This is a genomic window from Synechococcus sp. PROS-U-1, assembly GCF_014279755.1.
Classification (GTDB): domain Bacteria; phylum Cyanobacteriota; class Cyanobacteriia; order PCC-6307; family Cyanobiaceae; genus Parasynechococcus.
In genome coordinates this window covers 767,204-793,781 of record NZ_CP047951.1, presented here as the reverse complement: position 1 = coordinate 793,781, position 26,578 = coordinate 767,204, and the positions used below count along the sequence as shown (strand labels likewise).

The window sequence follows — 26,578 nt, the reverse complement described above, 5'->3', positions numbered from 1 at the left end:
GCATCCATGGCCCGATCTCTTGCAACTTAAGGGGTGCACATCGCATGGAGCGGCCGATGGCCGGGCCCACCTTGTTGAAGGAATCAGGACCACGGGAGGTGTTCTGTGGTCTCACCTCCATCGTGTGGCTGCATCGGCGCATGCCCGATGCCTTTTTTCTGGTCGTCGGATCACGCACCTGCGCCCATCTGATTCAAAGCGCCGCGGGTGTGATGATTTTTGCCGAACCGCGTTTCGGCACAGCCATTCTCAGCGAGCGAGATCTGGCCGGCCTGGCGGATGCTCACGACGAACTTGATCGCGTTTGCAAGGAACTTCTGCAACGCCGCCCCGAGATCCGCACGCTGTTTCTCGTGGGGTCCTGCCCCAGCGAAGTGATCAAGCTGGATCTGGCCCGAGCCGCTGAACGGCTGAACGATGAGCTCTCCGGCCGTGTACGGGTGGTGAACTACTCCGGCAGCGGCATTGAAACCACCTTCACCCAGGGGGAAGACGGGGCGCTGGCGGCGCTCGTCCCCCTCTTGCCCGCCAATGATGAGCGGCAGCTTCTGCTGGTGGGAACCCTCGCCGATGCCGTGGAAGACAGGCTGATTCACCTGTTCCAGCGGATGGGCATCAAGACCATTCAGAGCCTTCCGCCCCGGCAATCAACCGATCTGCCTGGGGTGGGAGCGGGAACCACGGTGCTACTCACCCAACCTTTTCTGACCGAAACCGCCCGCTTGTTGAGCGATCGCGGTGCCACGGTGCTCACAGCCCCATTTCCCCTGGGCGCTGAAGGCAGTCGCCATTGGATGGAGGCTGCTGCTGCGGCATTCCATCTCCCGGACGAGCGGGTCGCCGCTGTGCTCGATCCATTGATGAAGCGCGCCCAAAGCGCCTTGGCCCGGCACCGCGCCGTGCTGGAGGGCAAGCGGATCTTTCTGCTCCCCGAATCCCAGCTCGAATTGCCCCTAGCCCGCTTCCTGCAACGGGAATGCGGCATGGAGCTGGTGGAGGTGGGAACGCCTTATCTGAACCGCGAACAGATGGCCGCCGAGCTGGCTTTGCTTCCCGACGACACCCCGGTGATGGAGGGGCAGCACGTTGAGCAACAGCTCGACCGGGTACGCGCCAGCCAACCGGACCTTGTGGTCTGTGGCATGGGCCTCGCCAATCCGCTCGAGGCCGAAGGCATCGCCACCAAATGGTCGATCGAACTGGTGTTCAGCCCGATTCATGGCATCGACCAGGCGGGCGACCTGGCGGAACTGTTTTCCCGGCCGTTGCGTCGCCGGCAATTGATTCGCCCCGGTCTGCATCCGAGTAGCCCCGACACCCCCGTTCACGTCTGATCCCATGCAACTCACGCTCTGGACCTATGAAGGTCCGCCCCATGTGGGGGCCATGCGCATCGCCGCCTCGATGAACGGCGTGCACTACGTGCTCCATGCCCCCCAAGGGGACACCTACGCCGACCTGCTGTTCACGATGATTGAGCGGCGCGGGCAACGACCACCGGTCACTTACACCACCTTCCAGGCCAGGGATCTGGGGGGTGATACCGCCGAACTGGTGAAGCGGCATGTGCGCGAAGCCGTGGAGCGCTTCCAACCCGATGCCCTGCTGGTGGGTGAAAGCTGCACCGCGGAGCTCATTCAGGATCAACCGGGCGCCCTGGCCCAGGGCATGGACCTGACCATGCCGGTGGTGAATCTGGAGCTGCCGGCCTACAGCAAGAAGGAGAACTGGGGAGCGGCGGAGACCTTCTATCAATTAATCCGCAACCTGCTCAAGGCGCAGGTCCCCACAGACATCAACCATGACCCCAAGGCGTGGCATCAGGAGGGGCGCCGACCGCGGGTGAACCTGTTGGGTCCATCACTGCTTGGCTTCCGCTGCCGCGACGACGTGCTGGAGGTGCAAAAGCTGCTCACCCTGCACGGCATTGATGTGGGAGTGGTGGCACCGCTCGGTGCGGGGGTGGACGATCTGAAGCGCATCCCCGATGCCGATCTAAATGTTTGCCTCTATCCAGAGGTGGCCGAATCCAGCTGCAGCTGGCTGGAGCGCAACTTCGGGATGCCCTTCAGCCGAACGGTGCCGATCGGGGTCGGCGCGACCCACGATTTCCTGGTGGAGGTGCACAGCCTGCTGGGTATGGCGGCCCCCGCTCCAGATGAGGGCTACAAGCGCTCACGCCTGCCCTGGTATTCGGAATCCGTCGACTCCACCTACCTCACCGGCAAGCGGGTGTTCATCTTTGGCGACGGCAGCCATGCCCTAGCCGCAGCAAGGATCTGCAGTGAGGAACTGGGCTTCACTGTGGTGGGGCTGGGCACCTACAGCCGGGAAATGGCCCGGCCCGTGAGGGCGGCCGCCAAAGCCCTGGGCCTGGAAGCCCTGATCTGCGACGACTACCTGGAAGTGGAAGCTGCCATGGCGGAAACAGCACCGGAACTGGTGCTGGGAACGCAGATGGAACGCCACAGCGCCAAGCGGCTGGGGATTCCCTGCGCGGTGATCAGCACACCCATGCACGTTCAGGACGTGCCCGCCCGGATCAGCCCACAAATGGGCTGGGAAGGGGCAAACGTGATCTTCGACGACTGGGTCCACCCGCTGATGATGGGGCTGGAGGAACACCTGATCGGCATGTTCCGCCACGACTTCGAATTTGTGGATGGTCACCAGAGCCATCTGGGCCATGCCGGTGGTGCCGGAGCCGCCGACATCTCCCCATTGCCTGAGATTCCAAGCGACATCCCTGAGGACGGCAACGACGCACTGGCATGGACAGCCGACGGGGAAGCCGAACTGAAAAAGATCCCCTTCTTCGTGCGGGGCAAGGTGCGTCGCAACACCGAGGCTTACGCCCGCGATGTGGGCTGCCGGGAGATAAGCAGCGAAACGCTCTATGACGCCAAAGCCCACTACAAGGCATGAGCAAAGGTTGAAGGAAGGAAATCACATCATTTTGAAATCAAATAAACCGGCCAAAAAATATTGAGAATCAGAGGCTTGGGTCGCCCGGATTTTTAAATAGATCCGTAGTTTGGCATGAATAACAGCCAAACAATTACCCAACCCATCCTATTCAATCATTAAATAAATCCTCTATTCATACCGCCAAAAAGAGATACCTTCGCTAAGCATAAAAAAGCTGTCTTCGAAATACTTTGGTGATCTCACGGCGTGAACTGATTGCCGGAGCGGGGCTCGCCGGGATCGGCTCCCTGACTCTTGGAAAAAAGGGACCTGCAGCCGAATCAGCGACTCCATCTGACGTGGATGTAGTGGTGGTCGGAGCAGGATTGTCTGGCCTGACAGCCGCTCGTGAGCTTCGCAAAAATGGCTTGAAGGTTCATCTTCTCGAGGCCCGAGCCCGAACGGGCGGGCGAATGGTTCGCCAGACAACACGAACAGGCGCCGTGATTGATCTGGGCGGCCAATGGGGAGGCGAGACCCACCATCGCTTTGAGAGCCTCGTGGAGGAACTGGGTCTTGAACGTTTTCCCAGTTACTACGACGGCCAAGGTGTGTTGGTGTGGGACGGCCAAAGGGTGGTGGCCGACCTGGCAACGAAGCCCTCCAACAGTGTCCTGCTCTTTGAAGCAGATCAGATCCAACAGCCTGCAGAGCAGGTGGCCAAAGCGAAAAAAGCGATGACGGCCTTTCGAGCGATTGCGGCTTCAGTAGATCCAGCCCGACCCTGGACAGCACCCAATGCAGCTGAACTAGACCACACGTCCATTCGGTCATGGTGCGAAAAGAACAGTGATTCGCGGCTTAGTGATTTCGAACTCGAATGGCTATCCGTTGTCGGGGGATCTGGTGGCTTTGATCCTTGGGATGCCTCCATCCTTCATTTGGCATGGACGCAGTCCGTTGCTCCTCAGGACGAAGCTCCAGAGTCCTGGTTGCTCAAAGGTGCAGCAGGCCAGGTTGCCGAACGACTCACCGCTGAACTCAGACCATTCATCAGCCTGAATGCGCCTGTGCAGTCGATTCAGCAGAACGACAATGGCGTCATCATCCGTTTTGGCCAAGGACAAACCATCAAGGCCAAGGCTGCCATCGTGGCCATCCCACCACCACTTCGGCAGCGGATCACCTTCACACCTGATCTACCGGCTGAAACACGTTCATTCCTGCAACGCAGCCCCATGGGATCCATGATCAAGGTGTTCGCGATTTACAAGAATGCCTTCTGGCGTAACAACAATCTCAATGGCTTCGGTGTTGGCAATCTGAAAACTCTGGAGCTCACAGCAGATAGCTCGCTCCCCGGTGGATCACCTGGGATTCTCGCCAGTTTTGTCACTGCAAGTGCCGCTGTCGCATTCCAGCAAAAAACAAGCAAGGAGCAGCGAAAGGCCGTCCTGGATGATCTGATCACTTACTGGGGTCCCGAGGCGGGCGCACCTGAAGAACTGATCATTCAGAACTGGAACCAAGAAGCTTGGTCCACTGGAGCGTTTACCAGTTTTGTCACTCCTGGTGGCTGGACAACTTATGGACAGGGCTGGCAACAATCCCATGGGCGCGTCCATTGGGCCGGCACAGAGTCGTCCAGCCGGTGGCCTGGCTACTTCGAGGGGGCGATCGAAGCTGGAATCCAGGCCTCTACCAAGGCCGTGGCTCAAGTTTGAATGGCCGATTGGATGGCACTCATCGCTTTCGAGGCTGCGGCCATCCCGGCCTCAATTGCACCTTCAAAGCATCCGGGCCAACGGGTGATCTGCGTGCCAGAACATCACAGCAAAAACCTGAGCATTTGCACTCATTTCTTTTTATTCAATTGAAAGAAATTCTGTTCCTGCAGCTCAACCATGGCCCAGATCTTTCATTTCTTAGTGAAAAGCAACTACTGCACATCTGCTGCTGTTGAATGAAACTGACTTCTCTTGCACAGGTCGCTGAATGACCACGACTCTGACGCGACCAGCCGACGGCGAAGGCAGTGTCCAGGTCCACCAGGACCCAGCACTGGGCATCCAGGAGGAGACCCTGGTGATCGCCGTCTACGGCAAAGGTGGGATCGGCAAATCCACCACCTCATCGAACCTGTCAGCCGCCTTCTCAAAACTGGGCAAGCGGGTGCTTCAGATCGGCTGCGACCCCAAGCACGACAGCACCTTCACCCTCACCCACAAGATGGTGCCCACGGTGATCGACATCCTCGAGGAGGTGGACTTCCACAGCGAAGAGCTGCGGCCTGAGGATTTCGTCTTCACCGGCTTCAACGGTGTGCAGTGCGTTGAGAGCGGTGGCCCACCGGCGGGCACGGGCTGCGGTGGCTACGTAACCGGACAGACCGTAAAGCTGCTCAAGGAGCATCACCTTCTAGAAGACACCGATGTGGTGATCTTCGATGTACTTGGCGATGTGGTGTGTGGTGGTTTTGCCGCCCCGCTGCAGCACGCCAACTACTGCCTGATCGTGACGGCCAATGATTTCGATTCCATCTTCGCGATGAATCGCATCGTTCAAGCGATTCAGGCCAAAGCCAAGAACTACAAAGTGCGGCTGGGCGGCGTCGTGGCCAACCGATCCGCCGACACCGATCAAATCGACAAATTCAATGAACGCACCGGCCTACGCACCATGGCCCATTTCAGGGATGTAGATGCGATCCGGCGGTCGAGGCTGAAGAAATGCACCATCTTTGAAATGGATGATGATGACGAAGCCGTGCAAGCGGTGAGGAGCGAATATCTCCGACTGGCCCAAAACATGCTCGACAAGGTGGAGCCCCTTGAGGCCGTCTCTCTGAAAGACCGCGAAATTTTTGACCTGCTGGGATTCGACTAACAACCAAAAACTGAAACAGCAAAGATCGAGGTAAAATCCCATCAATAAATGGGACAGATGGAGAGATTATTTCTAAGCATTGGAGCGATGAAAGCCGGGACAACCTGGCTTTACTCCATACTGAAGCGTCATCCTGATATTCATTTTACCCCAGAGAAAGAGATTCACTTTCTAGCTCACCATTACCTGAACAAGAAACATCTCACCGATGAGCATCGCCTCCATCGAGTACGAACGCGACTCAACAACATTGGCAATCTCCGACCAGAACGTCAGAAGCTCATTCGAGACTGGTACAACGATTACTACCTGAAAGGGGCAACTTCTGTCCCTTGGTATAAAAATCTGTTCAACGGCAACAAAGGGCGACGTGCATGGAACGCTGACTTCAGCAATCTGTCGGCCTTGATTCCGGCCGAAGGCTGGACACGACTGCGATCAGAGGTCAGCAAACAGACCAAAGCGATTTACATCCTCAGAGAACCTTGCGAACGGCTCTGGAGCCAATACAAATTTTCAGGCCAATCACACGAAAACATCCATCCATCAGACTTCGAACAACAGATTGAGCATTTTCTGAGTAATTCTGCCGTGAATAGACACAGTCAATACTGCAGCAACCTCGATGCAGTTTGTGACGGACTGGGTCACCAGAATGCCAAAGCAATCCTCTTTGACGACATCGAAAATCAACCCGAAGCATTGCTGGCCAGCATCGAACAGTTTCTCGAGATCCCCGCCCGAGACCACTCCGGTCACAACAACCTCAACCGCCGGATCAACACAACGGTCGTCCAAGCTCCCCCGGCTGTGTTCCGAAAACACTGTGCCCCGATCGTTGCTCGTGAGCTGAATGGCTTGCTGGCTCGGGGGATTGCGGTTCCGAGTCGGTGGATGGAGATGGAGACGCCAGCCTGATCAGGCTCAGCTCAGACCCACCAAGGCCATGGACAGCTCCCACACCCGCCGGGCCGTCTCCGGATCCGTGGCCTTGTCGGACAGTTCCTGGCTGAACTGCTGACCATCCTTCTTCTGCCTGTTCCCCCAGCTCCAGTGCACACCGGATTCAGCGAAATCTGGGTTTGCCACCACATCAGCCACCCGTTCACCTGCCAAGGATTGGGAGACATAGCCGCCGGTGATGTTCTTCTGGAACCAGGGAAAGATCGTCTGAAAAGCCTTGGGGGTGTTGCGGAACAACGGGGTGTCGGCCACACACCCCGGGTAGAGCGAAGTGAAGGTGATCCCCGTCTCCCCGTGCAAGCGGCGATGCAGCTCCTGGGTGGTGATCATGTTGCAAAGCTTGCTGTCTTTGTAAGCCTTGCCAGGCTTGAACGGCTTGCCGCTGGCCATGGCGATGGGCTCTTTGAAACCAGCCTCAAAACCGGAAAGATCCCCCAGATCGGCCGGTGCAGGGATCGGAATCTTGCCCCCCAGTTCCTTGGAGTTGGCCGTCACGGTGCCGAGGATCACCACCCGCTTCGAGGGGTGGCTGGAGGCCTTCAGACGACCCAACAGCAGCTGTACCAACAGGAAATGGCCGAAATGGTTGGTGGCCATTGAGATTTCGTACCCCTGCGGAGAGCGCTCCGGCTGCTTCAGCTTGGGTTTGTACACCGCCGCATTGCAGACCACCGCGTCCAGACGATCGGGCAGGGCATCCACCGCCCGGCGCACACTGTCGAGATCACCCAGATCCATCAACACGTGCTGGAGCCGCTCCTTGGGGAGGTCCAGCTCATCAGCAGCAGCCGCGGCCCGCTGTGGGCTTCGATTGGCAGTGATCACCGTCCAGCCCCGCTTCACCAGAGCGCGCGTGGCATTCAGGCCCACACCTGATGTGGTGCCGGTGATCAGAACGGTGCCGGGCGTTGACATCAAGACAGGGCCAGGGAGGTTGCCAGTCTGCCGGTCAGCACTCAATCCCAACGCCGCTGGTCACGAATCTCAGCGCCAAACAATGCGCTTGCGATTGGGGCCAATCCACTGATCCTGCTCGCTGATCAGGCGCTTCTCTCCACCGATGCTGAACAGACGATCAAACCGATGCTGCAGCGTTTCTAATTTGGCCGTCTCAATCGACACCACCGCCGCAATTTCACTGTGGCGGTCCATCCGTTCCTGATAGGCCACCGACAAGCGGATCAAACTCACGCAACCCAGAAGCACAAGACCCGCTTTGGCAGCCAGGGCAAGCAGGCTGCACTGCAGTTCTTGTTGATCGGTCTGCCGCTGAATCGCTGCAGCCATGCTGGCTGCATCCGTGCGGGGAGCTGGACTTTGAACCTGACTGGCGGTCACCGCATCAGCACGAACATCCGCTTGTAACGCAATCCGTTCACGGTGCCAAGACCAGCTCTACGCCCGTTGATATGGGCAGCCCGTTGAACTCAGGCTTCGTAGAGGCTGATGGAAAGACGCAGGGCCAGAACAGCGGCATGGGCAGCCACCACGAGGGCGATGAACACCTCAGGTGCAGACAGAACGGTTTCCATGGGAGCCATGCATCAAACGCTCCCATTCTTCTCCGAAGGAGGGGCTGCAGGCCATCATTCGCAAAGGCCTGTCACACCAGCCCATGGATCCGGTTCTGATCGATGCCCCTGCCATCCGCGCTTTGGATCTGCAGCCGCTGGAGATCTGGAGCGATCAGCCGCTGGACGCACTGCTTCGCCAGGGGCCGGTACTCGAGCTCCGTTTCGACTGGCCCCGCGCTGAGGATGACCCGCGGGAGCTGCCGGAATGCCCTGAACCTCGCCTTTGGGCTCTGCGGGCGGATGCCCGCTTCCCCTGGCTGCCCCTGGTGCTCGAACGCGACCAGGGCAGCTTGATCCGCCACGTCGCACTGGTGGTGCCTCACAGTTTCAGCCGCAGCGAAGGCCTGCGTTTTGACCCTGAGGCCTTGGAACTCTGGGTGACCCATCGCTTGATGCTGCTCGACGACCTCTGCCAGCAGCAGCTGGGACAGCCGATGCGAGGCAACCTCTCCCAAATGGCCGCAGCCTTGGGTTATGAGCTCGATGCGGGGTTCTGGGATCTTTTGAACTGACCGCTGAACTGATTGGCTCTTACGACAGCCATAGCTGCAGCGCTCGCCGGGAGCTGTCGATCGCCAGGATGATCGCCAGTCCCCGCAGGCAGCGCACCAGAAGAACCGCATCAAACTGATCAAGACGGCTGGCGGTCCACTGGGCCGCGAAGGCGGCCACCCCACCCAGCAGAAGACCCATCAGAGGAACACCGCGTCCCTCATGCAGAAACTGCAGGGATGCTGCGCTGGCCGAACAGAGCACCGCCACCGTGCTGAGCCGCACGGCCTGATGAATCGGCACGGACAACGGACCACTCATCAGCGGCACCATCACCAGCCCCCCGCCCAGACCCAACATCCCGGCGGTCCAGCCGGCGATGCAACCCACACCGGCCAACTGTGGTGCGCTGCTGTCATCGACGTTCTCGCTGGCATCCGCCTCGGACCGTTCACGAACGCAGAACGCCAGCACGACATACATCAGCGTCTGCATCGCCAACAGAATCCAGCCCGCTGCCAAGCCAGCTAACCCACCAAACAGCAGCGCCGAACCGAAGGCCGCTAAGCCGATGGCGAGGCCGGGCCGAGTCGGCACCTGGCCTTGGCGCAGGTGGGTGATCGTACCCGCCAATGCCGTGGGCACAATGGCGAAACTGCTGGTGGCCAGGGCCTGATGGGGCGGGAGATCGAGCCAGAGCAGGAGCGGCGCGAAGATCAACCCACCGCCGATACCAAGCAGCCCAGCCAACCCTCCGGCCAGCAGACCCAGGGCGATCAGGATCGGCACATCCCACCAGGGCACCATGGCGTGCGATCGATCCTTCCCTCCAGCATGCCCGCAACGGGGCGTCTGCTTCCAACCCAGCAAGCAGATGGACACACCCAGATGGCCTTGGATGCCTGGCTTCTGAACCGGAGCAACGGGCCAACGCTGCGCTTTTACCGCTGGGACGGACCTTGGCTGTCGCTTGGACGCCATCAACGCCAATGGCCTGACCACTGGAATGATCTGGCCCAGCGCGGCCGCCTCCGCCTGGTGCGACGTCCCAGCGGTGGCAGGGCGGTGCTCCATGCCGGCGGTCTCACCTACGCCTTGATCTGGCCCGATGCACCACGACGACGCCAGGAGGCCTATCGCCAGGCCTGTCAGTGGTTGGTCGATGGCTTCGAGGGGCTCGGTCTACCGCTTCAGTTCGGATCCGACCCAGCTGGAGCCGAAGCCAGCAATTGTTTCGCCACTGCAACTGTGGCCGACCTGGTGGATGAATTCGGCGTGAAACGGGTCGGCAGCGCCCAACGCTGGCAGAACGGTCGTCTGCTTCAGCACGGCGAAATCCTGCTGGATCCGCCCGCCGACCTTTGGTCTGACGTGTTTGGGGAAGCGGCACCGGCAGCAGCACCGGCTCAGATCAGCCGCATGGATTTGGATCAGCAGCTGCGCCAGAGCCTGATTCAGTCGTGGACTGGCTGCTGTTGGCAAATGCAGCCTCTGAGCACCAAAGAAGCTCAGGAGTTGGACGACGAGCTGGCGTCCTGGTCGGAACTTTGAGACTGCATCGTTTGAACCATTTGCGGAAGCATCGCCAGGCCCATTGGATAGCCGTTGCGCTTGCGCGCTTCATCAAGAATCGCTGCGGGCAGGCTCACCCCCAGACGCTTCAGGACGGCATCCCCCACATCCATGCGATCGAGGGTGCCGGAGGGAAGGCCTGCAGCACTCATCACCAACAGGCGACCCTGGGAGGCCGACTCAAGAGCAGGCACCGCGTCCACCAACCCAGCAGATCCCACGATTGACGGCAGTTCAGAGAGGGGGCGTAGATGATCCTCGAGTCGCTGCTGGTCCCATTGCTGCACAGGCAAGAGCTTCAAGGGCTGATCATCAATCCAGCCCACCCATCGACCGCTCTTGCAGACGAGCACCCAATCAGCCGGACCCTCCTCCACGCTGGCGGTCAGCCGCAGCTGGCTGAGGCGCCGCAAGGTCTGATCAGCCTCCAGCACGCGAAAGCGTCGGCCCGCCGAAGCCTCCACCTTCAATTCGCGCAGCACGTTCTGCAATTGCAGCATCTGGGTCTGACTGCGGTTGGCACCCAGCCCGAACCAGCCGATCAACATCAACAGGATTCCGTTGATCCCCCAGCCCTGCCAGAGCAGGACCCCGCCCATCAGGATCATCAGCATCGACAGGGCCCGCCCGGACGCCGAAGCCACCTGAACGCCTTTCTGCTGACTGCCGCTGACCTGCCAGACCAAGGCCTTGAGGATCAACCCACCATCCAGGGGCAGCCCCGGCAACAGGTTGAACAGTCCCAGCATCAAGTTGAGCAACCCCACCTGGCTCAACAGCTGCGTGGCCAAGGGCTGGGTGTCGGAAAGAGATGCAGCACCCAGCAGCATCCCGAGGGCCAGCAACAAACTGACGATCGGACCAGCCGCCGCGATGCGCAGATTGCCCATGGCGGTGGGGCATTCTTTCTCGACCCGGGCAATACCGCCCAGATGGAACAGGGTGATGCTCAACACCTTCACCCCTTCCCGCAGGGCCATCAGCGCATGGCCCAATTCGTGCAGCAGCACGGAGCTGAACAACAGCAAGGTGGTCAGTAAACCCAAACCCCAGCTGACGGTTTGAGAGGCCGTGGCGGCATAACGGGATTGGAACAACGTGGTGAAAATCGCTACAGCAAACAACCAGCTGGGCTGGAGCCGCAGTGGAATTCCGCCGATTTTGAGCACCTGCCAGCCCTCTCCCACCGTCAATCCCGTCGTGTGCCGCTGTCGCGGACTGTCATCCACGATCCTAGGGAGAGCAATCGGTGCAGCCCTTGCGTGATCCCCGCCCCACCCCAGACCTCAAGATCTGCGGGATCACCGACCTTGAGCAAGCCCTCGCCATTGCACGCATGGGAGTACAAGCGATTGGCGTGATCGGCGTTGAAAACACCCCGCGCTATGTCGAACCAACACAGCGCAGGGCCTTGTTCACGGTGCTCGAGGAGCAGCATCCCCCACTGAATCGGGTTTGGGTGGTGGCCGATCCGGGCGATGCGGCCCTGGAGGAGGCGCTGAGCGGAACTGGACAGCCCTCCGTGGTGCAACTGCACGGCAACGAATCCAGAGAGCGCTGCCAGACCTTGAAACAGCGCTATCCCCGTCAACAGTGGTGGAAAGCGTTGCGGGTGCGCGAACCCGAGGATCTCCTGCAACTGAAGCACTACGCCCCCCACATGAACGCGCTGCTCCTCGATGCCTGGAGCGCCGATCAACTCGGCGGCACCGGCCACCGGTTGCCCCTCGATTGGCTCAGTGACACCGAGCTCTCGGTGCCGTGGTGGCTGGCGGGTGGGGTGAGTGCGGAGTGGGTTCCTGAACTCCTCAGCCATGTCAGCCCCCAAGGCCTGGACGCATCAAGCAGGCTGGAGGAACGGCCGGGATGGAAAAACCTCGACAAGGTTCAAGCCCTTGTCGAGGCAGTGCAGAAGAATTGATTCAGAGCTGATCAGGTGCTGAGCAGCGCTTGCTGCTGACGCACCAGCTCGAAGAACTCCTGCTTGAGGCTTGGATCGTGGCGGAAATCGCCGCGAACCACAGAGTTCACCATGCTGGTTTGGGGCTCCTTCACACCACGCCATTTCATGCAGTAGTGCTGCGCCTTGATAATGATTCCGAGGCCCTGAGGCTCGCAGAGCTTCTCAATTTCATCGGCAAGGATCATCACCGCTTCCTCCTGAATGTGGGGGCGGGAGAACACCCAATCAGCCACGCGGGTGAACTTGGACAGACCGATCACGCGGGAGCCAGGCTTGATTCCGATCCAGCAGTTGCCCATGATCGGCACCAGGTGGTGGGAACAGGCGGAACGCACCGTGATCGGTCCAACGGTGTAGATCTCATCCAGCTGCTTCACATTCGGGAAGCTGGCCACCTTGGGTTGCTGTTGATAGCGCCCTTTGAACACTTCCTGGAGGTACATCTTGGCGACCCGCTCCGCCGTCTCGTGAGTGTTGTGGTCGTTCTCGATGTCAATCACCAAGCTGCGCAGCAGGTCGCGAACTTTGTCAGCGACTTCAACCTGCAATTGATCCAATTCACCAGGCAGGAGGTGATCGGCAATGTTGTCATTGGCCAGGAAAGACGCACCTGCTTCTCTCAGGCGTTCACGAATCCGCGCTGAAATCTTTGGACTCAAGCTGCTGCGGCCATTGCCATTGCTGTTGGCGACGCCGTTGGAAACGAAAGGGACTGTGGAGGTCATAGTGCTCGCTCAGAAGGCGCCGGCTGCCGGCATAAGGGTGAGGTCTTCGATCAACTGGTTGCTGGGTTGCATCGCCAGATTCGCCAGTGTTTCTGCTGCCTGATCGACAGAGAGCATGGCACGACGATCGAAATCGCTTTGTACGGTTTCCGCGTCCCACAGCGGAGTATTGACGGCTCCGAGAGTGAGGGTGCAGGCACGAATGCCATGGCCACGCTCTTCTTCGGCCAGACAGCGGGTGAAGCTGGCCAAAGCAGCCTTGGTCACGCAATACGCGCCCCATTGGGGGAAGGCATTGCGGGCGGCATGGCTGCTGATGTTGATCACCAGTCCGCCGTGCTTTCGCATGGAGGGAACAACTGCTGAACAAACTTGCATCACGCTGGTGACATTCAGCTGTAACAGCCATTGCCAACGCTCCAGCGGCATGGCCAGAAGGTCGCCGGTGTAAGCGGCACCCGCGTTGTTGATCAACACCGCAGGTGTAGCCCCCTGCTGCTGCAGGTCGGCCATCGCTGAAGCGATCGCATCAGGTTGGGTCAGATCAATGGCAGTAGACGCCACGGAGACGCCCTGATCCCTGAGCTGTTCACCGAGCTGATCAAGTTGATCGGCACTGCGGGCCGTCAGAAGCAGGTCCCAGCCTTGTTGAGCCAGGAGCTCAGCTGTGCGGCGACCAATGCCTCGACTCGCACCCGTAATTAGAGCCGTTGGCAAAAACCGTTAGCAAACCACGACACCTTAAGCTGCTTTCTCGACATCCTGTGAAGTTTTTTCGAGAAAACGCCCCATAGCCCTGAATTTGGAGTAACGGGCATCTCGCAATTGCTGTTCTGACAGGCTGAGCAAGTCATCCAGATGCCGCTCGATCGCCGCCCGCAAGATCTCACCGGCTTCCAACGGCGCCCAGTTGTTGCCACCGGAAGGCTCCTCGAGAACCTCATCCACCACCCCCAGCTCCAACAAATCGCGACCGGTGATCCGCAAGGCTGCCGCTGCGTCCGGCGCCTTTGCCGCATCACGCCAAAGGATGGAGGCACAGGCTTCAGGGCTGGCAACGGTGTAGACGCTGTGCTCGAACATCAGCAATCGATCCGCCACCCCGATCCCTAACGCACCGCCGGAACCACCCTCGCCGATCACAGTGGCGATCACCGGAACGCGCAAGCGGAACATCTCCCGCAGGTTGACGGCGATTGCTTCACCCTGGCCCTGCTCCTCAGCTTCGAGTCCGGCATAGGCACCGGGAGTATCGATAAAAGTGAGGATCGGCAAGCGAAAGCGATCGGCGTGGTCCATCAACCGCATCGCTTTGCGGTAGCCACCCGGAGCGGCCATCCCGAAATTGCGGGCGACGTTTTCCTTGGTGTCGCGTCCTTTCTGATGGCCGATCAACATGATCGGTCGATCACCCACCCGTCCGACGCCGCCAATCAACGCCTGATCGTCATTGCCACGACGGTCTCCATGCAGTTCGACCCAGTCGTCACAGAACATCTGAATGAAATCCAGCGTGCTCGGACGCTGAGGATGGCGGGCGACCTGAATCTTCTGGGCGGGAGTCAACCCCTGAAAGATCTCCTGACGCCGACGGGCTGCGAGGGTCTCCAGCTGCTGCAGCTGCTGCGACACGTCAACTTCCGAATCCCTGGCCAACTGGCGGATTTGCTCAATCTGCTGCTCCAGCTCGACGAGCGGTTTTTCGAACTCAAGCAGGGGGCGACGGGGCATGGCTCTCCGGGGATCAGGCGGCAGTGGCCTGCAGGTTGGGATGGAGGTTCAGGGTGCTGAACCCATGGCGGACCGATGCCGCACCGATGAAATCCATCTTCTCGAGGGTGATGTTGTTGCGCCCCCAGCTGAAGTTGGTGTGACAGCGCTCGAATTCGAGCAGCATCGCTTCTGCAAAGCAAGCAAACATCTGGCGCTGAGGTTTCTCCATCTCGGCGATGGCCATCATCGACCAACCGATGTCGCGGCAGAACTCAACGATTCCACCCTTCAACACGTGGATGCCGCCACCAGCGACCTTGGTATTCAGATTCTTGGGGTAGCCCCCGTCAATCATCAAACAAGGCTTCTTCAAACTGTTGTGGTCGATCTCAAGGGTCCGGGGCATGCTCGCCACCCAGACGACCACATCCGCTTCCGGCAGAGCCTCATCGAGCGTCAGGATCCTTCCACTGCCGAGTTCCTGTTGCAGGTCCAGCAACGGTTGCTGCTGACGCGCCACCAACAACAGTTCTTCGACGCCTGTACGCGCCTGAAGCCAACGGCAGACGGCGGAGCCGATGTCACCGGTCGCGCCAACAACAGCGACCTTGGCCTTACTGAGGTCGATACCGAGGGTTGGGGCGTTGTTCTCCACCTGGCGGCAGATCACCCAGGCCGTGTGGGTGTTCCCGGTGGTGAACCGCTGCCAATCCAGGGTGGTGCTGCGCACCGTCTGGTGCTGCAGCAGGTTGAAATTCTCGAAAATAATTGAGGTGAAACCGCCCAGGGCAGTGATGTTGATGCCCTTCTTCTGGGCAAGTTCCATCGCGTTGAGCACCTTGCGGCGAGCCGTCTTGAAACGGCTCAGCATCTCGGGCACGAAGCAGGAGTCGATGTAGGCACCCTCGATGGTCGTGCCCGTTGGACTGGTGACTTCAACATGCTCCACAAGCTGCGGAGGTGCGCTGCACCACACATCGAGATCTCCGTCCGAAATGTGATCGAAACCGAGTTCCATTGCCTTGCGGCGAGCGGCCTCAAAACTCGTTGAATGTCCGATCAGACCAAACATGCCCTACTGCTGACGTCTCAAAGAACACCTCGAGGGACCATGCTCCCACGCCAACCGGTATCGACGGCAACGTGCCTGTCGAAAAACCGGCGTCAATGGGGTCCCGAACTGGTTTAAACGGCCAGAGCTGCCGCCGCCATCCGGGCGATATCACGGGAGGTGAAGCCGATTTCACCCAAAGCTTCCTGGTAGGCGATCAGGAAGTCTTCGATTAGGTCTTCCTTTTCCATATGGAGGACGGCAGCATCAGCAGCCACGTCTTCCAGCATCGAGCGGATTAGGGGAAGGTTGGCCTTGTTTGCTTCGAACAGCTCATCTTTGCTGGTTTCGAAGTTGGCCTTCAGCCATTCCTGGCCGTAGTTCAGATGTGTGTACTCATCTTTAACAACACCCTCAGTGATCTTGCGAGCGAAGGGATCAGCTACGGGGATATAAATGTGATATGCGGAAATGGCAAATGCTTCGATCAACAGAGCCTGGATCAACAGGCAAGTAACCACCTTGCCTTCCTTGAGCGCAGCTTGGAAGTTGCCGTGAAGCGGTTCGAAGAACTTCTTGGCAAAAGGAAGGTCAGCTTCAACGCCCAGGTTCCGGCCGCAGGAGGTGAAGCCCTTCATGTGCTTCATTTCCATCCGTGCCAGGCGCTTGAGCTCCTCAGCCTGGTCGGGGATCAGCGTCCCGAGAGAAATGTAGTTGTCGTGAGCTTCCTGCTCGCCCTCGATCACGATGGCGTTGATCCGGCTGTAGGCGTCCTTGTAGGCAGCGGTTGTGAAATCGGGCAGTGCGTCTTGGCCCTCCAGCACAGGTGCTTCAGGTGCGTTGAGGGTCGTCATAGGACGCTTGCTACCACTTAAGTGGGACTGACAATAACCAGTGCCCCAAGAGTTGGGGACACATGCGTCCAAACTTCAGCACTTGGACGGGCCCTTGGACGGTTAGCTGAGCAGGCTTTGGGAGGGGGGCCAGTCACTCGCCATAAGGGTCTGAAAACGCGCCTGCCAATGGCGAATAAGACGTTCCTCCAAGCGGCGGCCCAGGCCTGCCGATGCCTCACGCGCATCCCCGATCACGCCCGTTGCACTGAGATCGTCGGTGAGCCAAGCGCAGGGTGCCGCCCCTTCGAGGCTCCACCCCTCCGGCGGTTCCTGAGAGGAGCCAGACGATACAAGTCCATCCACAGGGCGGGCTGACCCGACCAGGTCTGGCTCGAGCTGCAACATCAAGCTGGTTTCGGCTTGCCCGGCATGCAAGCCATGGAGCAACTCCTCTTCTCGCAGCAGATCAGCCAACCCGTCCACACCACTCCAAAGGAAGCAGGGAAGAACAGCCAGCGACGGGCTGCGGGCCCGCAGCTGGCGGGCCGCAACCTGCAACAAACCGATTTGGCCGCCGTGGGCATTGAACAAAACGAGGCGCTGCATCCCCATCGCCGCCAATTGCATGCCCACCTGCTCGACCAGATCAAGAATGAGAGAAGCCGAAAGACTGAGGGTGCCGGGAAAGTTCTGATGCTCAGGCGAAAAGCCGATGGCCTGACAAGGCAACCGCCACAGCGGTAGACCGGGATCAAGCCCAGACAGAACCGAATCCAGGATGCCTTCAGCGAACACGGCATCCGTCGCCAGGGGCAGCTGGGGGCCGTGTTGCTCAAGGGCTCCAAACGGCCAGATCACCGTGGCACCAGGCCGAGAGGCAGCGTTTCTGGCCTCAGGCCATGTCAGCTGATCAAATCGCTTGCGGGGCTGATCCATGGAGTTGCACAGGCATGGGGATGCTGATCCCAGCCCAGCCTGTCAAAATGGGCGATCGACGACCCCGATGGTCCATGCCCGCAGCCGGCAGCCCGCAGCCCAACCGCCCGAAGGCACCCAAGCCGGCAGCGACCAAACCGCTGCAGGTGATGCAGATCAATCGCCGCGAAGAGCAGGAAAAGCTTGAGCTGGAGGCTGCAGAAGCTCGCGCGGCGGCTGAAGCAGCGGCGGAAAAAGCACGCATCCTTGAGGAACGTGCCGGTCTCGCCACACCGCCACGGCCGGTGCAACAGGAGTCAGCCACCTCTCGAAGCACGGACGACGACGCCCGTTTCGACATGGGCGGCATGGAAGGCATGACCATGGCTGACCTGATGGGTGCGCCGGATAGCAAGCCCAAGAAAGAGCAGCGCAATCAACCGCGCAGCGTTGACGATTTCGATTTCGACGAAGAAGCGTTCCTCGCCGCCCTCGACGAGAACGCACCAGTCGGCACGACCGGGGAAGTGATCAAGGGCAACGTGATCGGCATCGAAAACGATGGCGTGTATGTGGATATCGGCGGCAAGGCTCCGGGCTACATGCCCAAGAGCGAGGCGGGCCTCGGCGTCATCACCAACTTCCGCGAGCGCTTCCCCAAGGGCCTGGAAGTTGAAGTTCTGGTGACCCGTGAGCAGAACGCTGATGGAATGGTCACGATCAGCTGCCGCGCCCTGGAGTTGCGCAAGAGCTGGGACCGGGTGAAGGACATGGAGAAGCAGGGAAAAGTGGTTCAGGTCATCGTGAATGGCTTCAACCGCGGTGGTGTCACCTGCGATCTCGAAGGGCTTCGGGGCTTCATTCCCCGCTCTCAACTACAAAACGGTGAGAATCACCAGGAGCTGGTGGGCAAGACCCTGGGCGTGGCCTTCATCGAGGTCAATTCCGAAACCCGCAAGCTGGTGATGTCTGAAAAACGTGCCGCCGTCGCTGAACGCTTTCAAGATCTGGAAGTGGGTCAATTGGTGGAAGGCCAAGTTGCTGCTGTGAAGCCCTACGGCCTGTTCATCGACCTCGGTGGCATCAGCGGACTGCTGCACCAATCAGCGATCACCAACGGCAGCCTGCGCTCGATCCGTGAGGTGTTTGATCAGGGCGACCGGGTGTCCGCCCTGATCACGGAACTGGACCCGGGACGCGGACGCATTGGCCTCAACACAGCCCTTCTCGAAGGCCCCCCCGGCGAGCTCTTGATTGAAAAAGACAAAGTGATGGCTGAAGCCGCCGATCGTGCCAGCCGGGCACAAAACATGCTGAAGCAGCAGGAGCAATCCGCCGGATGAGCACTGCTGCCCTGACAGCCTCTGAAGACTGGGAACTCGACTTCTACTCCCGACCGATCCTGGAGGCCGATGGCCGCAAGCGCTGGGAACTGCTGATCACCTCCACGCCGCCGGCGAGCAGCGACGCACCACCCTTTCGCTTCGCCAAGGTGTGTCCCTCCGGCGAGGTGAATTCACTGTGGCTGAGCCAAGCCATGGCGGAAGCCAAGGAGATGTCCGCCAGCGGAGGCTGGGGATCCCCCCTACGCCTGCGCTGCTGGCGCAGTTCCATGCGCACCATGGTGCAGCGTGCCGCGGCAGAACAAGACCTCGAGGTGATTCCAAGTCGCCGCACGTTTGCCTTGCTCGATTGGCTGCAACAACGCGAACGGGAGGTGTACCCGCAAGAGGAGGGCTTCATGGCCGGCCCCCTCGCCCCTGCTCCGGCCCCTGTCCCAACGCCGCCGGTGCCGCTCCCGGAGGAGGTTCAAGGGGATGCCTGGAGCTGGGCTGCCTTGCCGGCAAGCCTGTTGCTGGAGGCAGCGGAATGGCCGATGAGTTTCAGCGGGCTTCTGCCGGTGCCCGATGGCATCGATCCCGATGCTTCCGTCCCGGGTTTACGACTGTTCAGCCAGAGCCGCTCCCTCGCTATGGCGGGCTGGTTGGGCGGTCTCGAACCAGTACGAATGACCGTTGAAGACCGGCAACTGGTGTTGGAAGCCGGTCAGGACGACCGCTGGCTGGTGAGTGACCTGGAACCTGGGGTTGCCGCTGAAATCGCAGAAGCACTGACGACCTCACAACAGCAGGTGCGCGGTCTGCAATTCATCGCCATCCAGGCCAGCCCAGAGGAGCAGACCTTTGGCGGCTTCTGGATGCTGCGGGACATCCCGATGGCCTGATTGCAGGGCTGATGAAAGACGGGCCATTTGATCGACCAGACAGCAGCTTCAACACGTTGAAGGGCTGGACCTGGGTCGGTTGCTATGGGGGGTATTACCTCCAGAGCGATCTGCTACACGAACAAGGCTTCGAGCATGGGTTCTTCACCCGGCTGTGGCATGGCCGCGGACCCGATGAATTAGCTGGCTACATCAGCGCCGGCATCAGTGTCCATCGTCCCCAGCAGGTGCACAGTGGAATCGTGCTGAACGCCAGTGATGCCCGTCAGGATCCCTGGCCTAAAGGCGACGGCCTTGTGAGTGATCGCGGAGGGCAAAGCCTCTGGGTGTGCGGCGCCGACTGCACGCCGGTGCTGATCGCGGATCCAGGCACCGGGCATGCGGCGGCCTGCCATGCCGGCTGGCGAGGCGTGGCCGCTGGAATCCTGATCACAGCCCTGGATCGCCTGGTGGAGCAGGGTGCCCGGCGGGAGGATCTGGTCATTGCCCTGGGGCCTGCCGTGAGCGGGCCGCGTTACCAGGTGGGCGATGAGGTGGTGCAGGCCATCGCCGCCGCCATCCCAGGCGATGTTGACCTGTCGGAACGCGGAGCCGTCTCAACGGATGAGCAACCGGGGCGGCATCGTCTGGACATCCGTGCCGCTGCCCGGTTGCAACTCCAACAGGCGGGAATCGCCGGCGAACGAATCTCCCACTGCCCGCTTTGCACCGTCAGTGAACCCGAGCTGTTCCATTCATGGCGACGCGATCAGGTGAAAGCCGTGCAGTGGAGTGGAATCGTGGCGCAAGCCCCAACCTGAACCTTCAAATCACGGTTTGATGGCAAAGGCTGACGAGCCTTGAGCTGCAGGCCAGTTTGAGAAGGCATTTGACCTTTCACGATGTTCCAATCGATGCTTCGCCTGGGTTTGGCGAGTGCGGCATCCGTCGCTCCTCTGTTTGTTTGTGGAGTTGCCGCTGATGCCAAGCCGGCCGTGATGTCGGAAACCATCAAGGTGAGCGAGGTGAAGGCCGCCCAGGACGCCTGGTGCGAGGCCCTTATCACCATCAGCAAAACCCATAAAAAGGGCGGTCTGGCCAAATCCAAACCCCTGGCAGGCGAAGTCATTGATGCGGCCTACGGCTATCAGTTCGGTCCCGTGGCCTTCAAGCCGACCTGGGCCAAAGGTGACGTCACCTTCCGCGACACCCGCAGTGGTGCTGTGTCGTATTTCGTCGGGGACGATCCGGCCTTCGGCGACTCCGGCTTTGCCATTGGTACCCCCGGGGCCAAGCGGAGCCCCTGGGTGAAATGTGAGCCTGAAATTTTCGTGATTCAGAGTTTTGGGAACACCGCCAATGCCATGGGCTGGGTTCATCTGGAAGCAGCCGATGGCACCACCAGCAAGGTCGATAAGACCTTCGGCTACGTGCGTGATGACGAGGGGGCTCTACGCATCGTGGTGCATCACTCCTCCACACCCTTTGCAGGGTATTGATCGCCGAGTCGGGTGAGGGTCAAGGGGACTGAGGGACAGTCCCCAGGATTTGGAGGACTAAGGCTTCAGCGGCCCGAATGCCATCGATTCCAGCCGAAAGGATGCCGCCGGCGTAGCCCGCCCCCTCCCCCGCCGGCACCAGACCCCTCACATTGAGGGATTCCAGTGCGTCATCCCTGGGTATGCGAACGGGCGATGACGTGCGGGTTTCGACGCCGGTGAGCACAGCATCGGGGTGGTCGTAGCCCCTCAGCTTGCGGGCAAAAGCCGGCAACGCCTCGCGCAACGCCTCAACGATCGGAGCGGGAAGAAGATCGGTCAGATCGGCAGGATGCACGCCCGGTTGATACGACGCTGCGATGGCGCCAAGGCGGGTTGACGAACGGGCGAGGAGAAAATCCTCCAGCCGCTGCGCTGGAGCGGCATAGGTGCTGCCCCCAAGCTGGAAGGCACGCTGCTCGAGATCCCGTTGCAGGGCTATTCCCGCCAACGGGTCCCCGGGAAAACGTTCAAACGGGGCAAGGTCGTCTGCATCCAGGGCCACGACCAAGCCGCTGTTGGCGTTTCGCTCATTACGAGAATGCTGACTCATGCCGTTGGTCACGACCCGGCCCTCTTCCGAGGTGGCACCCACGACAAATCCACCGGGACACATGCAGAAGCTGTAGACGCAGCGTCCGTTCTCGGCATGGTGCACCAGCTTGTACTCGGCCGCCCCGAGACGCGGATGGCCGGCCGCCTCCCCCCACCGGGCTGCATCGATCAGATGCTGCGGATGCTCAATCCGCACACCCACCGAAAACGGCTTGCGCTGCAGCTGCACACCAACCTCCTCCAGCATTTCAAAGCAGTCCCGCGCCGAATGCCCCGGGGCCAGCACCAGATGGCGGCAAGGGATCTCCGCACCGTCAGCCAGCACCACCCCCTCGAGTTGATGGGGCTTTTCACCGGTGCTGGCACTGAGCTGCAGGCGCTCCACACGACTGTTGAACCGCACCTCACCCCCCAGCGCTTCAATCCGCGCCCGAAGGCCGCGCACCACGGTGGCGAGTTTGAAGGTGCCGATGTGGGGTCGATGCAGCGTCAAGATCTCTTCGCTGGCGCCACAGGCCACCAGCTCCTCCAGCACCTTGCGGCCGTAGTGCTCAGGATCGCTCACCTGGCTGTACAGCTTGCCGTCCGAGAAGGTGCCGGCCCCCCCCTCACCGAATTGGGCGTTGGATTCCGGGTTGAAGGGGCTGGTGCCCCGCCAGAAGCCGAAGGTCTGCAGGGTGCGCTGCTTCACCGACTCGCCCCGTTCCAGCAACAGCGGCCGGAAGCCCATCTGCGCCAACAGCAAGGCCGCGAAATAGCCGCAGGGGCCCGCTCCCACCACCACCGGCCGCTCGACCGTCTCCAATGGGAAGCCATCCGGAGCACGACCGACCGGCCGGTAGCGGGTGTCCGGTGCGGGACGCACCCGACCTTTGTTGCCGATGCGCTGCAGCAAGGCCGCCTCACCCTTGACCTGCACATCCACGCTGTAGATCAACTGAATCCTGTCGCGGCGACGCGCATCGACACTGCGCTTGACCAAGGTGTGGCTCAAAAGACGGTCTGGCGGTATCCGCAGGCGCTTGAGAACCGCCTCCTGCAGTGCCTCCTCCCCGTGATCGAGGGGCAGTTTCAACTCACTCAGGCGCAGCATCTCGAGGTTGGATCCCCAGACCTCATTCGATCAGACCGGCAATGGCCTGACCGGACGGGGCCTGGCCGGCACGGAAGCGGGAATCACTGGCCGCAGCTTCCAGGAGTAAAGGCTCTCCGCGTCGACGCCGATCGAAGGCCTCGCAAATCTGGACGACCTCCTGATCCGGATCCAGCCAACCCATGGCGTCGTTGGTGCCATCAGCAGACAGGGGCAACGGTGCTGCATCCGCTAGGGCCAGCAGCCGCGCCGTGTCGAAGCCGGCACCGGCGAGCAGCGATGGAGCCGAGCCGGTGTGCTGCTGGAAGGTTTCCTGGAAGTCCGGCCAGGCCTCACCACGGGCTGGATGCTGGAGGCCGAGCTGTTGCCACGGAACCTCGGGAGCATCCTGCAGCCCTTCAGCCTCACTCAGCCAGATCCAGTTGGGTGTTCGCGGTGCACCACCACCAAAGCGGCCCTGCTGCTGCTCCGCTCGCAGCTGTTGGGACAAAGGTCCATCCGGAGCATCGGCCACCACAACAGTGGGCGTCCACGACCAGGACATGTCGTCCTTAAACCGCTGAAGACGCCGTCCGTTGCTGGGGTCAACCCGCTGCACTGGCTCCGCTTCATAGCTTTCAACAATGCCGCCCGCAGCCTGAAACAGCTCAACGAAAGCGTTGGAGCTGGTGGATTCCAGGGCGGCAGGGTCTTCAACCACCATGGCTCGTCCCCAACCGGCTTTCATCGCCGCGGCCACCATCGCCTTGAGATCCTCCTGGTGCGAGGGAACGATTGGCCAGAGCCGTGAACGGCCTTCGAGACCACGCAAGGTGTCCAAGGACTGGCCGCGCTGAAAGGGCAACAACACAGTGAGGTCACGCTCAACCGCCAAAGCGGCAAAGGCCCGCAGGTCCGCAGAGGGGGGAGCCACCAGCAGCTTGAGCTCGCGGGAGGGCATCAACTGCGCATCAGGTTCCTCGCCGGAGTTGAGCCCATGCCACGCCACCAGCGGGAAGGACTCACCGCAGGCCTCAACCGAAGACTGACCGAGACGAAAGCCCTGGAGGAAGTCTTGCCGCACGTGCGCATCGCGGTGCCCCATCGGCAGCAGCACCGCCAAACGCGGGCGATTGAGACCACTGGCCACGATGGATTGGCAGCCAATCAGCGTTGCTGCGACCACACACCACGACAGCCAAGGCCAGCGGCGCCACTCAGGCTTCGACATGGGATCGGAGGGAAGCAACCCGATCCACGCAAGTTAGGGATTGGAGTCGGACTCGTCTGGTTTTGTCACAGAGCCCTCAGACGCGCCACCCAATTGGGACAACCAACCGGCCAAGAGCAAGCCAGCACCAATCCCGATGGCGAGCGTGCGATTTTCAGCAGCAGCACCCTGCCCCCAGGCGGCCGTTGCCAGGAAGGCACCCCCAAGAAGCAGGCAAGGCACCAACACAATGCCCCGGGCGACTCGGTTATCAGCCATTGGCGCCACAGCTGTCGCTGGCCAAACCAGCGGCAATCAAGCCGGTGCTGAGGTCACGCTCCGCGCCGATGGGCGTCACCCGAGCCTTCAGCTGGCCCTCGCTGGAGCCGATCGGGCGAAGATTGACCCTGCGCCGGCGGGGCAGCTCCTGACGAAGCCATGCCGTCGCCTCGGCTTCCCGGCTCGCATCAACTGCGGCGCAGGCCAGCACAACGGTGTAGGTGCGGTTGCGATCACCCACCTGAAGCAGGGAACTGTTGCGCACCTGAAGCACCTCAGCAGCCTGAACCGGTGCCGCACAAAGCAGCAACAGCAAACCGGTTAAGACGAAACGAATCAAGGGGTCGTGGTGTTGAGACTCGGCATGGGAGCCGGAAGGCCCACCATTTCAGCATTGCTTTTGCCGGGGGGCACCATCGGGTAGCAGTTTTCACCACGGCGAACGTGCACATCAATGAGCATCGGGCCGGGGGCGTTTAGCGCCGCCTCCAGATCCCCGCGCAGCGACTGCCGCTCGCGGATATGCACGCCGTCAACACCGAAGGAGCGAGCGAGAGCCACGAAGTCCGGCATGCCATTGAGCATGTCGGAAGCGGAGTAGCGCTCCTCGTAGAAGCTCTCCTGCCACTGGCGCACCATTCCCTGCCAATGGTTGTTGACGATCACCACCTTCACCGGGAGGTTGTAGGCCGCCAGGGTTCCCAGTTCCTGAATGTTCATCAGGATGCTGGCATCACCGGCAATGCACACCACCTGACGGTCGGGGCAGGCCACCTGAGCGCCCATCGCAGCGGGCATGCCGTAGCCCATGGTGCCAAGACCAGCGCTGCTGATCCAGCCGCGAGGACCATTGCGCAGGTACTGAGCGGCCCACATCTGATGCTGCCCCACATCGGTGGTGACGATCGCGTTCGGTGCCAGATCGCGAACGGCCAGCAGAACCTCCTGGGGGTACAAGGCGCCCTCTGAGGGAGGAACGGTGAGGGGGTAGGTCTGTTTCCACTCGGCGATGCGCTTCAGCCAAGGAGCGGTGCGTGGTTGCACCTCGCGTTGCAGGCTCAGCTCCACCAAACGCGCCACACTCAGGCCCAGATCACCCAGCACCGCAACGTCAGGGCGACGCGTCTTGCCAATTTCGGCCGGATCAATCTCAAAATGGACCACCCGTGCCCGGGGGGCAAAGGTGTCGAGCTTGCCGGTGACCCGATCGTCAAAGCGAGCGCCGACGGCAATCAGCAGATCGCATTCGGTAACGGCGAAGTTGGCATAGGCCGTTCCGTGCATGCCGAGCATGCCCACCGACAAGGGATCGTTTTCATCGAAGGCACCCTTCCCCATCAAGGTGCTGGTCACGGGGATCTGGAAGCGCTCAGCGATCACGCGGAGGCTGTCATGGGCGCTGGCAGAAATCGCTCCACCACCCACGTAGAGCAGGGGACACTCCGCCTCGGCAATCAGTTCAAGCGCCGACAGGATCGGCTCATCCCGGGGCGGCTGGGGCTTGCGGAAGCCTTGAGGAACGATCGACCCGGGCTCGACCGGCACATAGTCGAACATCTCCTGGCCGACATCCTTCGGGATGTCGATCAGCACAGGGCCCGGACGCCCACTGGCCGCGATCAAAAAAGCCTGGGCAACGATGGACGCAAGATCCGCTGGATCCCGCACCACCCAGGAATGCTTCACGATCGGCAGGGTGATGCCGAAGATGTCGGTCTCTTGAAAGGCATCGGTGCCGATCGCCGGGCGAGGGACCTGACCGGTGATCACCACCATCGGCACCGAATCCATCTGGGCGGTGGCAATGCCGGTGACCAGGTTGGTGGCACCGGGCCCTGATGTGCCAAAGCAAACTCCCACCTTGCCTGTGGCGCGGGCATAGGCATCGGCAGCGTGGGTGCCGGCCTGCTCATGTCGCACCAGGATGTGCTTCACCCACCCCTCGCTCTCGGCGATGTGGAGAGCGTCGTAGATGGGAAGAATCGCCCCGCCGGGGTAGCCGAAGATCGTGTCGACGCCATGGCGTCGCAGGGCATCCATCAGGGCTGTGGCCCCTGAGATTCTCTCCCCACCGTTACCTGCCTGCTTCCCGGTGACGGCCGAAGACGCGGAGGTGAGAGTCAC

29 protein-coding genes are annotated in these 26,578 nt (G+C 60.8%); 13 read left to right on the top strand and 16 right to left on the bottom strand.

The features are described 5' to 3' along the window. Positions 1 to 56 precede the first annotated feature (56 nt). The 6 genes from SynPROSU1_RS04200 (at position 57) to SynPROSU1_RS04175 (ending at position 6,711) form a co-directional block, all read left to right on the top strand. Complete coding sequence (locus tag SynPROSU1_RS04200; RefSeq protein WP_186571631.1) at positions 57 to 1,334, top strand: ferredoxin:protochlorophyllide reductase (ATP-dependent) subunit N; 1,278 nt, start codon at positions 57 to 59, stop codon at positions 1,332 to 1,334. Between the two features lie 4 nt (positions 1,335 to 1,338). Continuing rightward, complete coding sequence (locus tag SynPROSU1_RS04195; protein WP_186571630.1) at positions 1,339 to 2,925, top strand: ferredoxin:protochlorophyllide reductase (ATP-dependent) subunit B; 1,587 nt, start codon at positions 1,339 to 1,341, stop codon at positions 2,923 to 2,925. A gap of 236 nt (positions 2,926 to 3,161) precedes the next feature. Further along, complete coding sequence (locus tag SynPROSU1_RS04190) at positions 3,162 to 4,631, top strand: FAD-dependent oxidoreductase (RefSeq protein WP_186571629.1); 1,470 nt, start codon at positions 3,162 to 3,164, stop codon at positions 4,629 to 4,631. Positions 4,632 to 4,643: 12 nt separating this feature from the next. Further along, entirely contained in the window at positions 4,644 to 4,784 is a 141-nt protein-coding gene (locus SynPROSU1_RS04185) for a hypothetical protein (protein WP_186571628.1), read from the top strand. A gap of 118 nt (positions 4,785 to 4,902) precedes the next feature. Beyond that, positions 4,903 to 5,793 (top strand): ferredoxin:protochlorophyllide reductase (ATP-dependent) iron-sulfur ATP-binding protein, encoded by an 891-nt coding sequence (gene bchL, locus SynPROSU1_RS04180; RefSeq protein ID WP_186571627.1) that lies wholly within the window; start codon positions 4,903 to 4,905, stop codon positions 5,791 to 5,793. A 48-nt stretch (positions 5,794 to 5,841) separates the two neighbouring features. Beyond that, positions 5,842 to 6,711 carry a sulfotransferase gene (locus SynPROSU1_RS04175; RefSeq protein WP_186571626.1) on the top strand — a complete coding sequence of 290 codons (870 nt, stop codon included), beginning with the start codon at positions 5,842 to 5,844 and terminating at the stop codon, positions 6,709 to 6,711. A gap of 6 nt (positions 6,712 to 6,717) precedes the next feature. Here SynPROSU1_RS04175 and SynPROSU1_RS04170 read toward each other — a convergent pair whose 3' ends face one another. The 3 genes from SynPROSU1_RS04170 to psaM all read right to left on the bottom strand — a co-directional run bounded on the left by SynPROSU1_RS04170 (position 6,718) and on the right by psaM (position 8,288). Next, the gene (locus SynPROSU1_RS04170) at positions 6,718 to 7,671 is read right to left on the bottom strand and encodes a protochlorophyllide reductase (RefSeq protein WP_186571625.1); all 954 of its coding nucleotides are present in this window, start codon (positions 7,669 to 7,671) and stop codon (positions 6,718 to 6,720) included. Between the two features lie 69 nt (positions 7,672 to 7,740). Beyond that, positions 7,741 to 8,043, bottom strand: a complete 303-nt coding sequence (locus SynPROSU1_RS04165; protein ID WP_186572230.1) for a hypothetical protein — start codon at positions 8,041 to 8,043, stop codon at positions 7,741 to 7,743. Between the two features lie 140 nt (positions 8,044 to 8,183). Next, positions 8,184 to 8,288: a photosystem I reaction center subunit XII gene (gene psaM / locus SynPROSU1_RS04160; RefSeq protein WP_025362433.1), complete on the bottom strand. Its 105-nt coding sequence runs from the start codon at positions 8,286 to 8,288 to the stop codon at positions 8,184 to 8,186. An 83-nt stretch (positions 8,289 to 8,371) separates the two neighbouring features. Between psaM and SynPROSU1_RS04155 the strand changes: the two genes are divergently transcribed. Beyond that, entirely contained in the window at positions 8,372 to 8,842 is a 471-nt protein-coding gene (locus SynPROSU1_RS04155; RefSeq protein ID WP_186571624.1) for a CRR6 family NdhI maturation factor, read from the top strand. A gap of 19 nt (positions 8,843 to 8,861) precedes the next feature. On the opposite strand, the gene SynPROSU1_RS04150 is transcribed toward SynPROSU1_RS04155, so the two are convergent. Beyond that, entirely contained in the window at positions 8,862 to 9,629 is a 768-nt protein-coding gene (locus tag SynPROSU1_RS04150; protein ID WP_186571623.1) for a sulfite exporter TauE/SafE family protein, read from the bottom strand. Between the two features lie 27 nt (positions 9,630 to 9,656). Between SynPROSU1_RS04150 and SynPROSU1_RS04145 the strand changes: the two genes are divergently transcribed. Further along, positions 9,657 to 10,373 (top strand): lipoate--protein ligase family protein, encoded by a 717-nt coding sequence (locus tag SynPROSU1_RS04145; RefSeq protein ID WP_186572229.1) that lies wholly within the window; start codon positions 9,657 to 9,659, stop codon positions 10,371 to 10,373. Here the strand turns inward: SynPROSU1_RS04145 and SynPROSU1_RS04140 are convergent. Further along, complete coding sequence (locus SynPROSU1_RS04140) at positions 10,331 to 11,581, bottom strand: site-2 protease family protein (RefSeq protein WP_186572228.1); 1,251 nt, start codon at positions 11,579 to 11,581, stop codon at positions 10,331 to 10,333. The genes SynPROSU1_RS04145 and SynPROSU1_RS04140 overlap by 43 nt on opposite strands. 71 nt (positions 11,582 to 11,652) lie before the next feature. Here SynPROSU1_RS04140 and SynPROSU1_RS04135 point away from each other — a divergent pair, with 71 nt between their 5' ends. Next, complete coding sequence (locus SynPROSU1_RS04135; protein WP_186571622.1) at positions 11,653 to 12,315, top strand: phosphoribosylanthranilate isomerase; 663 nt, start codon at positions 11,653 to 11,655, stop codon at positions 12,313 to 12,315. An 11-nt stretch (positions 12,316 to 12,326) separates the two neighbouring features. Here the strand turns inward: SynPROSU1_RS04135 and folE are convergent, their stop codons facing one another. The 6 genes from folE to SynPROSU1_RS04105 all read right to left on the bottom strand — a co-directional run bounded on the left by folE (position 12,327) and on the right by SynPROSU1_RS04105 (position 17,618). Then, on the bottom strand, positions 12,327 to 13,082 hold the full coding sequence (gene folE / locus SynPROSU1_RS04130) for a GTP cyclohydrolase I (RefSeq protein WP_186571621.1): 756 nt from the start codon (positions 13,080 to 13,082) through the stop codon (positions 12,327 to 12,329). 9 nt (positions 13,083 to 13,091) lie between these two features. Next, on the bottom strand, positions 13,092 to 13,799 hold the full coding sequence (locus SynPROSU1_RS04125) for an SDR family oxidoreductase (protein WP_186571620.1): 708 nt from the start codon (positions 13,797 to 13,799) through the stop codon (positions 13,092 to 13,094). A gap of 24 nt (positions 13,800 to 13,823) precedes the next feature. After that, positions 13,824 to 14,813, bottom strand: a complete 990-nt coding sequence (locus SynPROSU1_RS04120) for an acetyl-CoA carboxylase carboxyltransferase subunit alpha (protein ID WP_186571619.1) — start codon at positions 14,811 to 14,813, stop codon at positions 13,824 to 13,826. A gap of 13 nt (positions 14,814 to 14,826) precedes the next feature. Further along, a complete protein-coding gene (locus SynPROSU1_RS04115; protein ID WP_186571618.1) occupies positions 14,827 to 15,867 on the bottom strand; it encodes a long-chain acyl-[acyl-carrier-protein] reductase in 1,041 nt (346 codons plus the stop codon). 113 nt (positions 15,868 to 15,980) lie between these two features. Next, a complete protein-coding gene (locus SynPROSU1_RS04110) occupies positions 15,981 to 16,700 on the bottom strand; it encodes an aldehyde oxygenase (deformylating) (RefSeq protein WP_115023913.1) in 720 nt (239 codons plus the stop codon). A gap of 102 nt (positions 16,701 to 16,802) precedes the next feature. Then, complete coding sequence (locus SynPROSU1_RS04105; protein ID WP_186571617.1) at positions 16,803 to 17,618, bottom strand: creatininase family protein; 816 nt, start codon at positions 17,616 to 17,618, stop codon at positions 16,803 to 16,805. Positions 17,619 to 17,692: 74 nt separating this feature from the next. On the opposite strand from SynPROSU1_RS04105, the gene SynPROSU1_RS04100 reads away from it, so the two are divergent. The 4 genes from SynPROSU1_RS04100 to SynPROSU1_RS04085 all read left to right on the top strand — a co-directional run bounded on the left by SynPROSU1_RS04100 (position 17,693) and on the right by SynPROSU1_RS04085 (position 21,299). Beyond that, complete coding sequence (locus tag SynPROSU1_RS04100; RefSeq protein WP_186572227.1) at positions 17,693 to 18,940, top strand: S1 RNA-binding domain-containing protein; 1,248 nt, start codon at positions 17,693 to 17,695, stop codon at positions 18,938 to 18,940. Beyond that, the gene (locus SynPROSU1_RS04095; RefSeq protein WP_186571616.1) at positions 18,937 to 19,821 is read left to right on the top strand and encodes a Tab2 family RNA-binding protein; all 885 of its coding nucleotides are present in this window, start codon (positions 18,937 to 18,939) and stop codon (positions 19,819 to 19,821) included. The genes SynPROSU1_RS04100 and SynPROSU1_RS04095 overlap by 4 nt, the downstream gene beginning before the upstream one ends. 11 nt (positions 19,822 to 19,832) lie before the next feature. After that, positions 19,833 to 20,621 carry a peptidoglycan editing factor PgeF gene (gene pgeF, locus SynPROSU1_RS04090; RefSeq protein ID WP_186571615.1) on the top strand — a complete coding sequence of 263 codons (789 nt, stop codon included), beginning with the start codon at positions 19,833 to 19,835 and terminating at the stop codon, positions 20,619 to 20,621. Positions 20,622 to 20,714: 93 nt separating this feature from the next. Beyond that, positions 20,715 to 21,299 carry a hypothetical protein gene (locus SynPROSU1_RS04085; RefSeq protein WP_255444781.1) on the top strand — a complete coding sequence of 195 codons (585 nt, stop codon included), beginning with the start codon at positions 20,715 to 20,717 and terminating at the stop codon, positions 21,297 to 21,299. Between the two features lie 19 nt (positions 21,300 to 21,318). Here SynPROSU1_RS04085 and SynPROSU1_RS04080 read toward each other — a convergent pair whose 3' ends face one another. From SynPROSU1_RS04080 to ilvB, 5 genes are read right to left on the bottom strand one after another with little or no spacing between them, the layout of a single operon-like run. Then, positions 21,319 to 22,986, bottom strand: coding sequence for an NAD(P)/FAD-dependent oxidoreductase (locus SynPROSU1_RS04080; RefSeq protein ID WP_186571613.1), 1,668 nt, complete (start codon positions 22,984 to 22,986; stop codon positions 21,319 to 21,321). Positions 22,987 to 23,008: 22 nt separating this feature from the next. Then, on the bottom strand, positions 23,009 to 24,196 hold the full coding sequence (locus tag SynPROSU1_RS04075) for an amino acid ABC transporter substrate-binding protein (protein ID WP_255444780.1): 1,188 nt from the start codon (positions 24,194 to 24,196) through the stop codon (positions 23,009 to 23,011). A gap of 33 nt (positions 24,197 to 24,229) precedes the next feature. Then, complete coding sequence (locus SynPROSU1_RS04070; protein WP_186571611.1) at positions 24,230 to 24,454, bottom strand: GIVxVP protein; 225 nt, start codon at positions 24,452 to 24,454, stop codon at positions 24,230 to 24,232. Next, a complete protein-coding gene (locus SynPROSU1_RS04065) occupies positions 24,447 to 24,794 on the bottom strand; it encodes a nuclease (RefSeq protein WP_186571610.1) in 348 nt (115 codons plus the stop codon). The genes SynPROSU1_RS04070 and SynPROSU1_RS04065 overlap by 8 nt, the downstream gene beginning before the upstream one ends. Further along, positions 24,791 to 26,578, bottom strand: coding sequence for a biosynthetic-type acetolactate synthase large subunit (gene ilvB / locus SynPROSU1_RS04060; RefSeq protein WP_186571609.1), 1,788 nt, complete (start codon positions 26,576 to 26,578; stop codon positions 24,791 to 24,793). Before ilvB ends, SynPROSU1_RS04065 begins: the two co-directional genes overlap by 4 nt.

Excerpts from the sequence above, each read along its gene's own strand:
- SynPROSU1_RS04200 (WP_186571631.1), top strand. The coding sequence starts at position 57 with ATGGCCGGGCCCACCTTGTTGAAGGAATCAGGACCACGGGAGGTGTTC.
- SynPROSU1_RS04195 (WP_186571630.1), top strand. The coding sequence starts at position 1,339 with ATGCAACTCACGCTCTGGACCTATGAAGGTCCGCCCCATGTGGGGGCC.
- SynPROSU1_RS04185 (WP_186571628.1), top strand. The coding sequence starts at position 4,644 with ATGGCACTCATCGCTTTCGAGGCTGCGGCCATCCCGGCCTCAATTGCA.
- bchL (WP_186571627.1), top strand. The coding sequence starts at position 4,903 with ATGACCACGACTCTGACGCGACCAGCCGACGGCGAAGGCAGTGTCCAG.
- SynPROSU1_RS04175 (WP_186571626.1), top strand. The coding sequence starts at position 5,842 with ATGGGACAGATGGAGAGATTATTTCTAAGCATTGGAGCGATGAAAGCC.
- SynPROSU1_RS04170 (WP_186571625.1), bottom strand. The coding sequence starts at position 7,671 with ATGTCAACGCCCGGCACCGTTCTGATCACCGGCACCACATCAGGTGTG.
- SynPROSU1_RS04165 (WP_186572230.1), bottom strand. The coding sequence starts at position 8,043 with ATGGCTGCAGCGATTCAGCGGCAGACCGATCAACAAGAACTGCAGTGC.
- psaM (WP_025362433.1), bottom strand. The coding sequence starts at position 8,288 with ATGGAAACCGTTCTGTCTGCACCTGAGGTGTTCATCGCCCTCGTGGTG.
- SynPROSU1_RS04155 (WP_186571624.1), top strand. The coding sequence starts at position 8,372 with ATGGATCCGGTTCTGATCGATGCCCCTGCCATCCGCGCTTTGGATCTG.
- SynPROSU1_RS04150 (WP_186571623.1), bottom strand. The coding sequence starts at position 9,629 with ATGGTGCCCTGGTGGGATGTGCCGATCCTGATCGCCCTGGGTCTGCTG.
- SynPROSU1_RS04145 (WP_186572229.1), top strand. The coding sequence starts at position 9,657 with ATGCCCGCAACGGGGCGTCTGCTTCCAACCCAGCAAGCAGATGGACAC.
- folE (WP_186571621.1), bottom strand. The coding sequence starts at position 13,082 with ATGACCTCCACAGTCCCTTTCGTTTCCAACGGCGTCGCCAACAGCAAT.
- SynPROSU1_RS04120 (WP_186571619.1), bottom strand. The coding sequence starts at position 14,813 with ATGCCCCGTCGCCCCCTGCTTGAGTTCGAAAAACCGCTCGTCGAGCTG.
- SynPROSU1_RS04115 (WP_186571618.1), bottom strand. The coding sequence starts at position 15,867 with ATGTTTGGTCTGATCGGACATTCAACGAGTTTTGAGGCCGCTCGCCGC.
- SynPROSU1_RS04110 (WP_115023913.1), bottom strand. The coding sequence starts at position 16,700 with ATGACGACCCTCAACGCACCTGAAGCACCTGTGCTGGAGGGCCAAGAC.
- SynPROSU1_RS04105 (WP_186571617.1), bottom strand. The coding sequence starts at position 17,618 with ATGGATCAGCCCCGCAAGCGATTTGATCAGCTGACATGGCCTGAGGCC.
- SynPROSU1_RS04100 (WP_186572227.1), top strand. The coding sequence starts at position 17,693 with ATGCCCGCAGCCGGCAGCCCGCAGCCCAACCGCCCGAAGGCACCCAAG.
- SynPROSU1_RS04095 (WP_186571616.1), top strand. The coding sequence starts at position 18,937 with ATGAGCACTGCTGCCCTGACAGCCTCTGAAGACTGGGAACTCGACTTC.
- pgeF (WP_186571615.1), top strand. The coding sequence starts at position 19,833 with ATGAAAGACGGGCCATTTGATCGACCAGACAGCAGCTTCAACACGTTG.
- SynPROSU1_RS04085 (WP_255444781.1), top strand. The coding sequence starts at position 20,715 with ATGCTTCGCCTGGGTTTGGCGAGTGCGGCATCCGTCGCTCCTCTGTTT.
- SynPROSU1_RS04080 (WP_186571613.1), bottom strand. The coding sequence starts at position 22,986 with ATGCTGCGCCTGAGTGAGTTGAAACTGCCCCTCGATCACGGGGAGGAG.
- SynPROSU1_RS04075 (WP_255444780.1), bottom strand. The coding sequence starts at position 24,196 with ATGTCGAAGCCTGAGTGGCGCCGCTGGCCTTGGCTGTCGTGGTGTGTG.
- SynPROSU1_RS04070 (WP_186571611.1), bottom strand. The coding sequence starts at position 24,454 with ATGGCTGATAACCGAGTCGCCCGGGGCATTGTGTTGGTGCCTTGCCTG.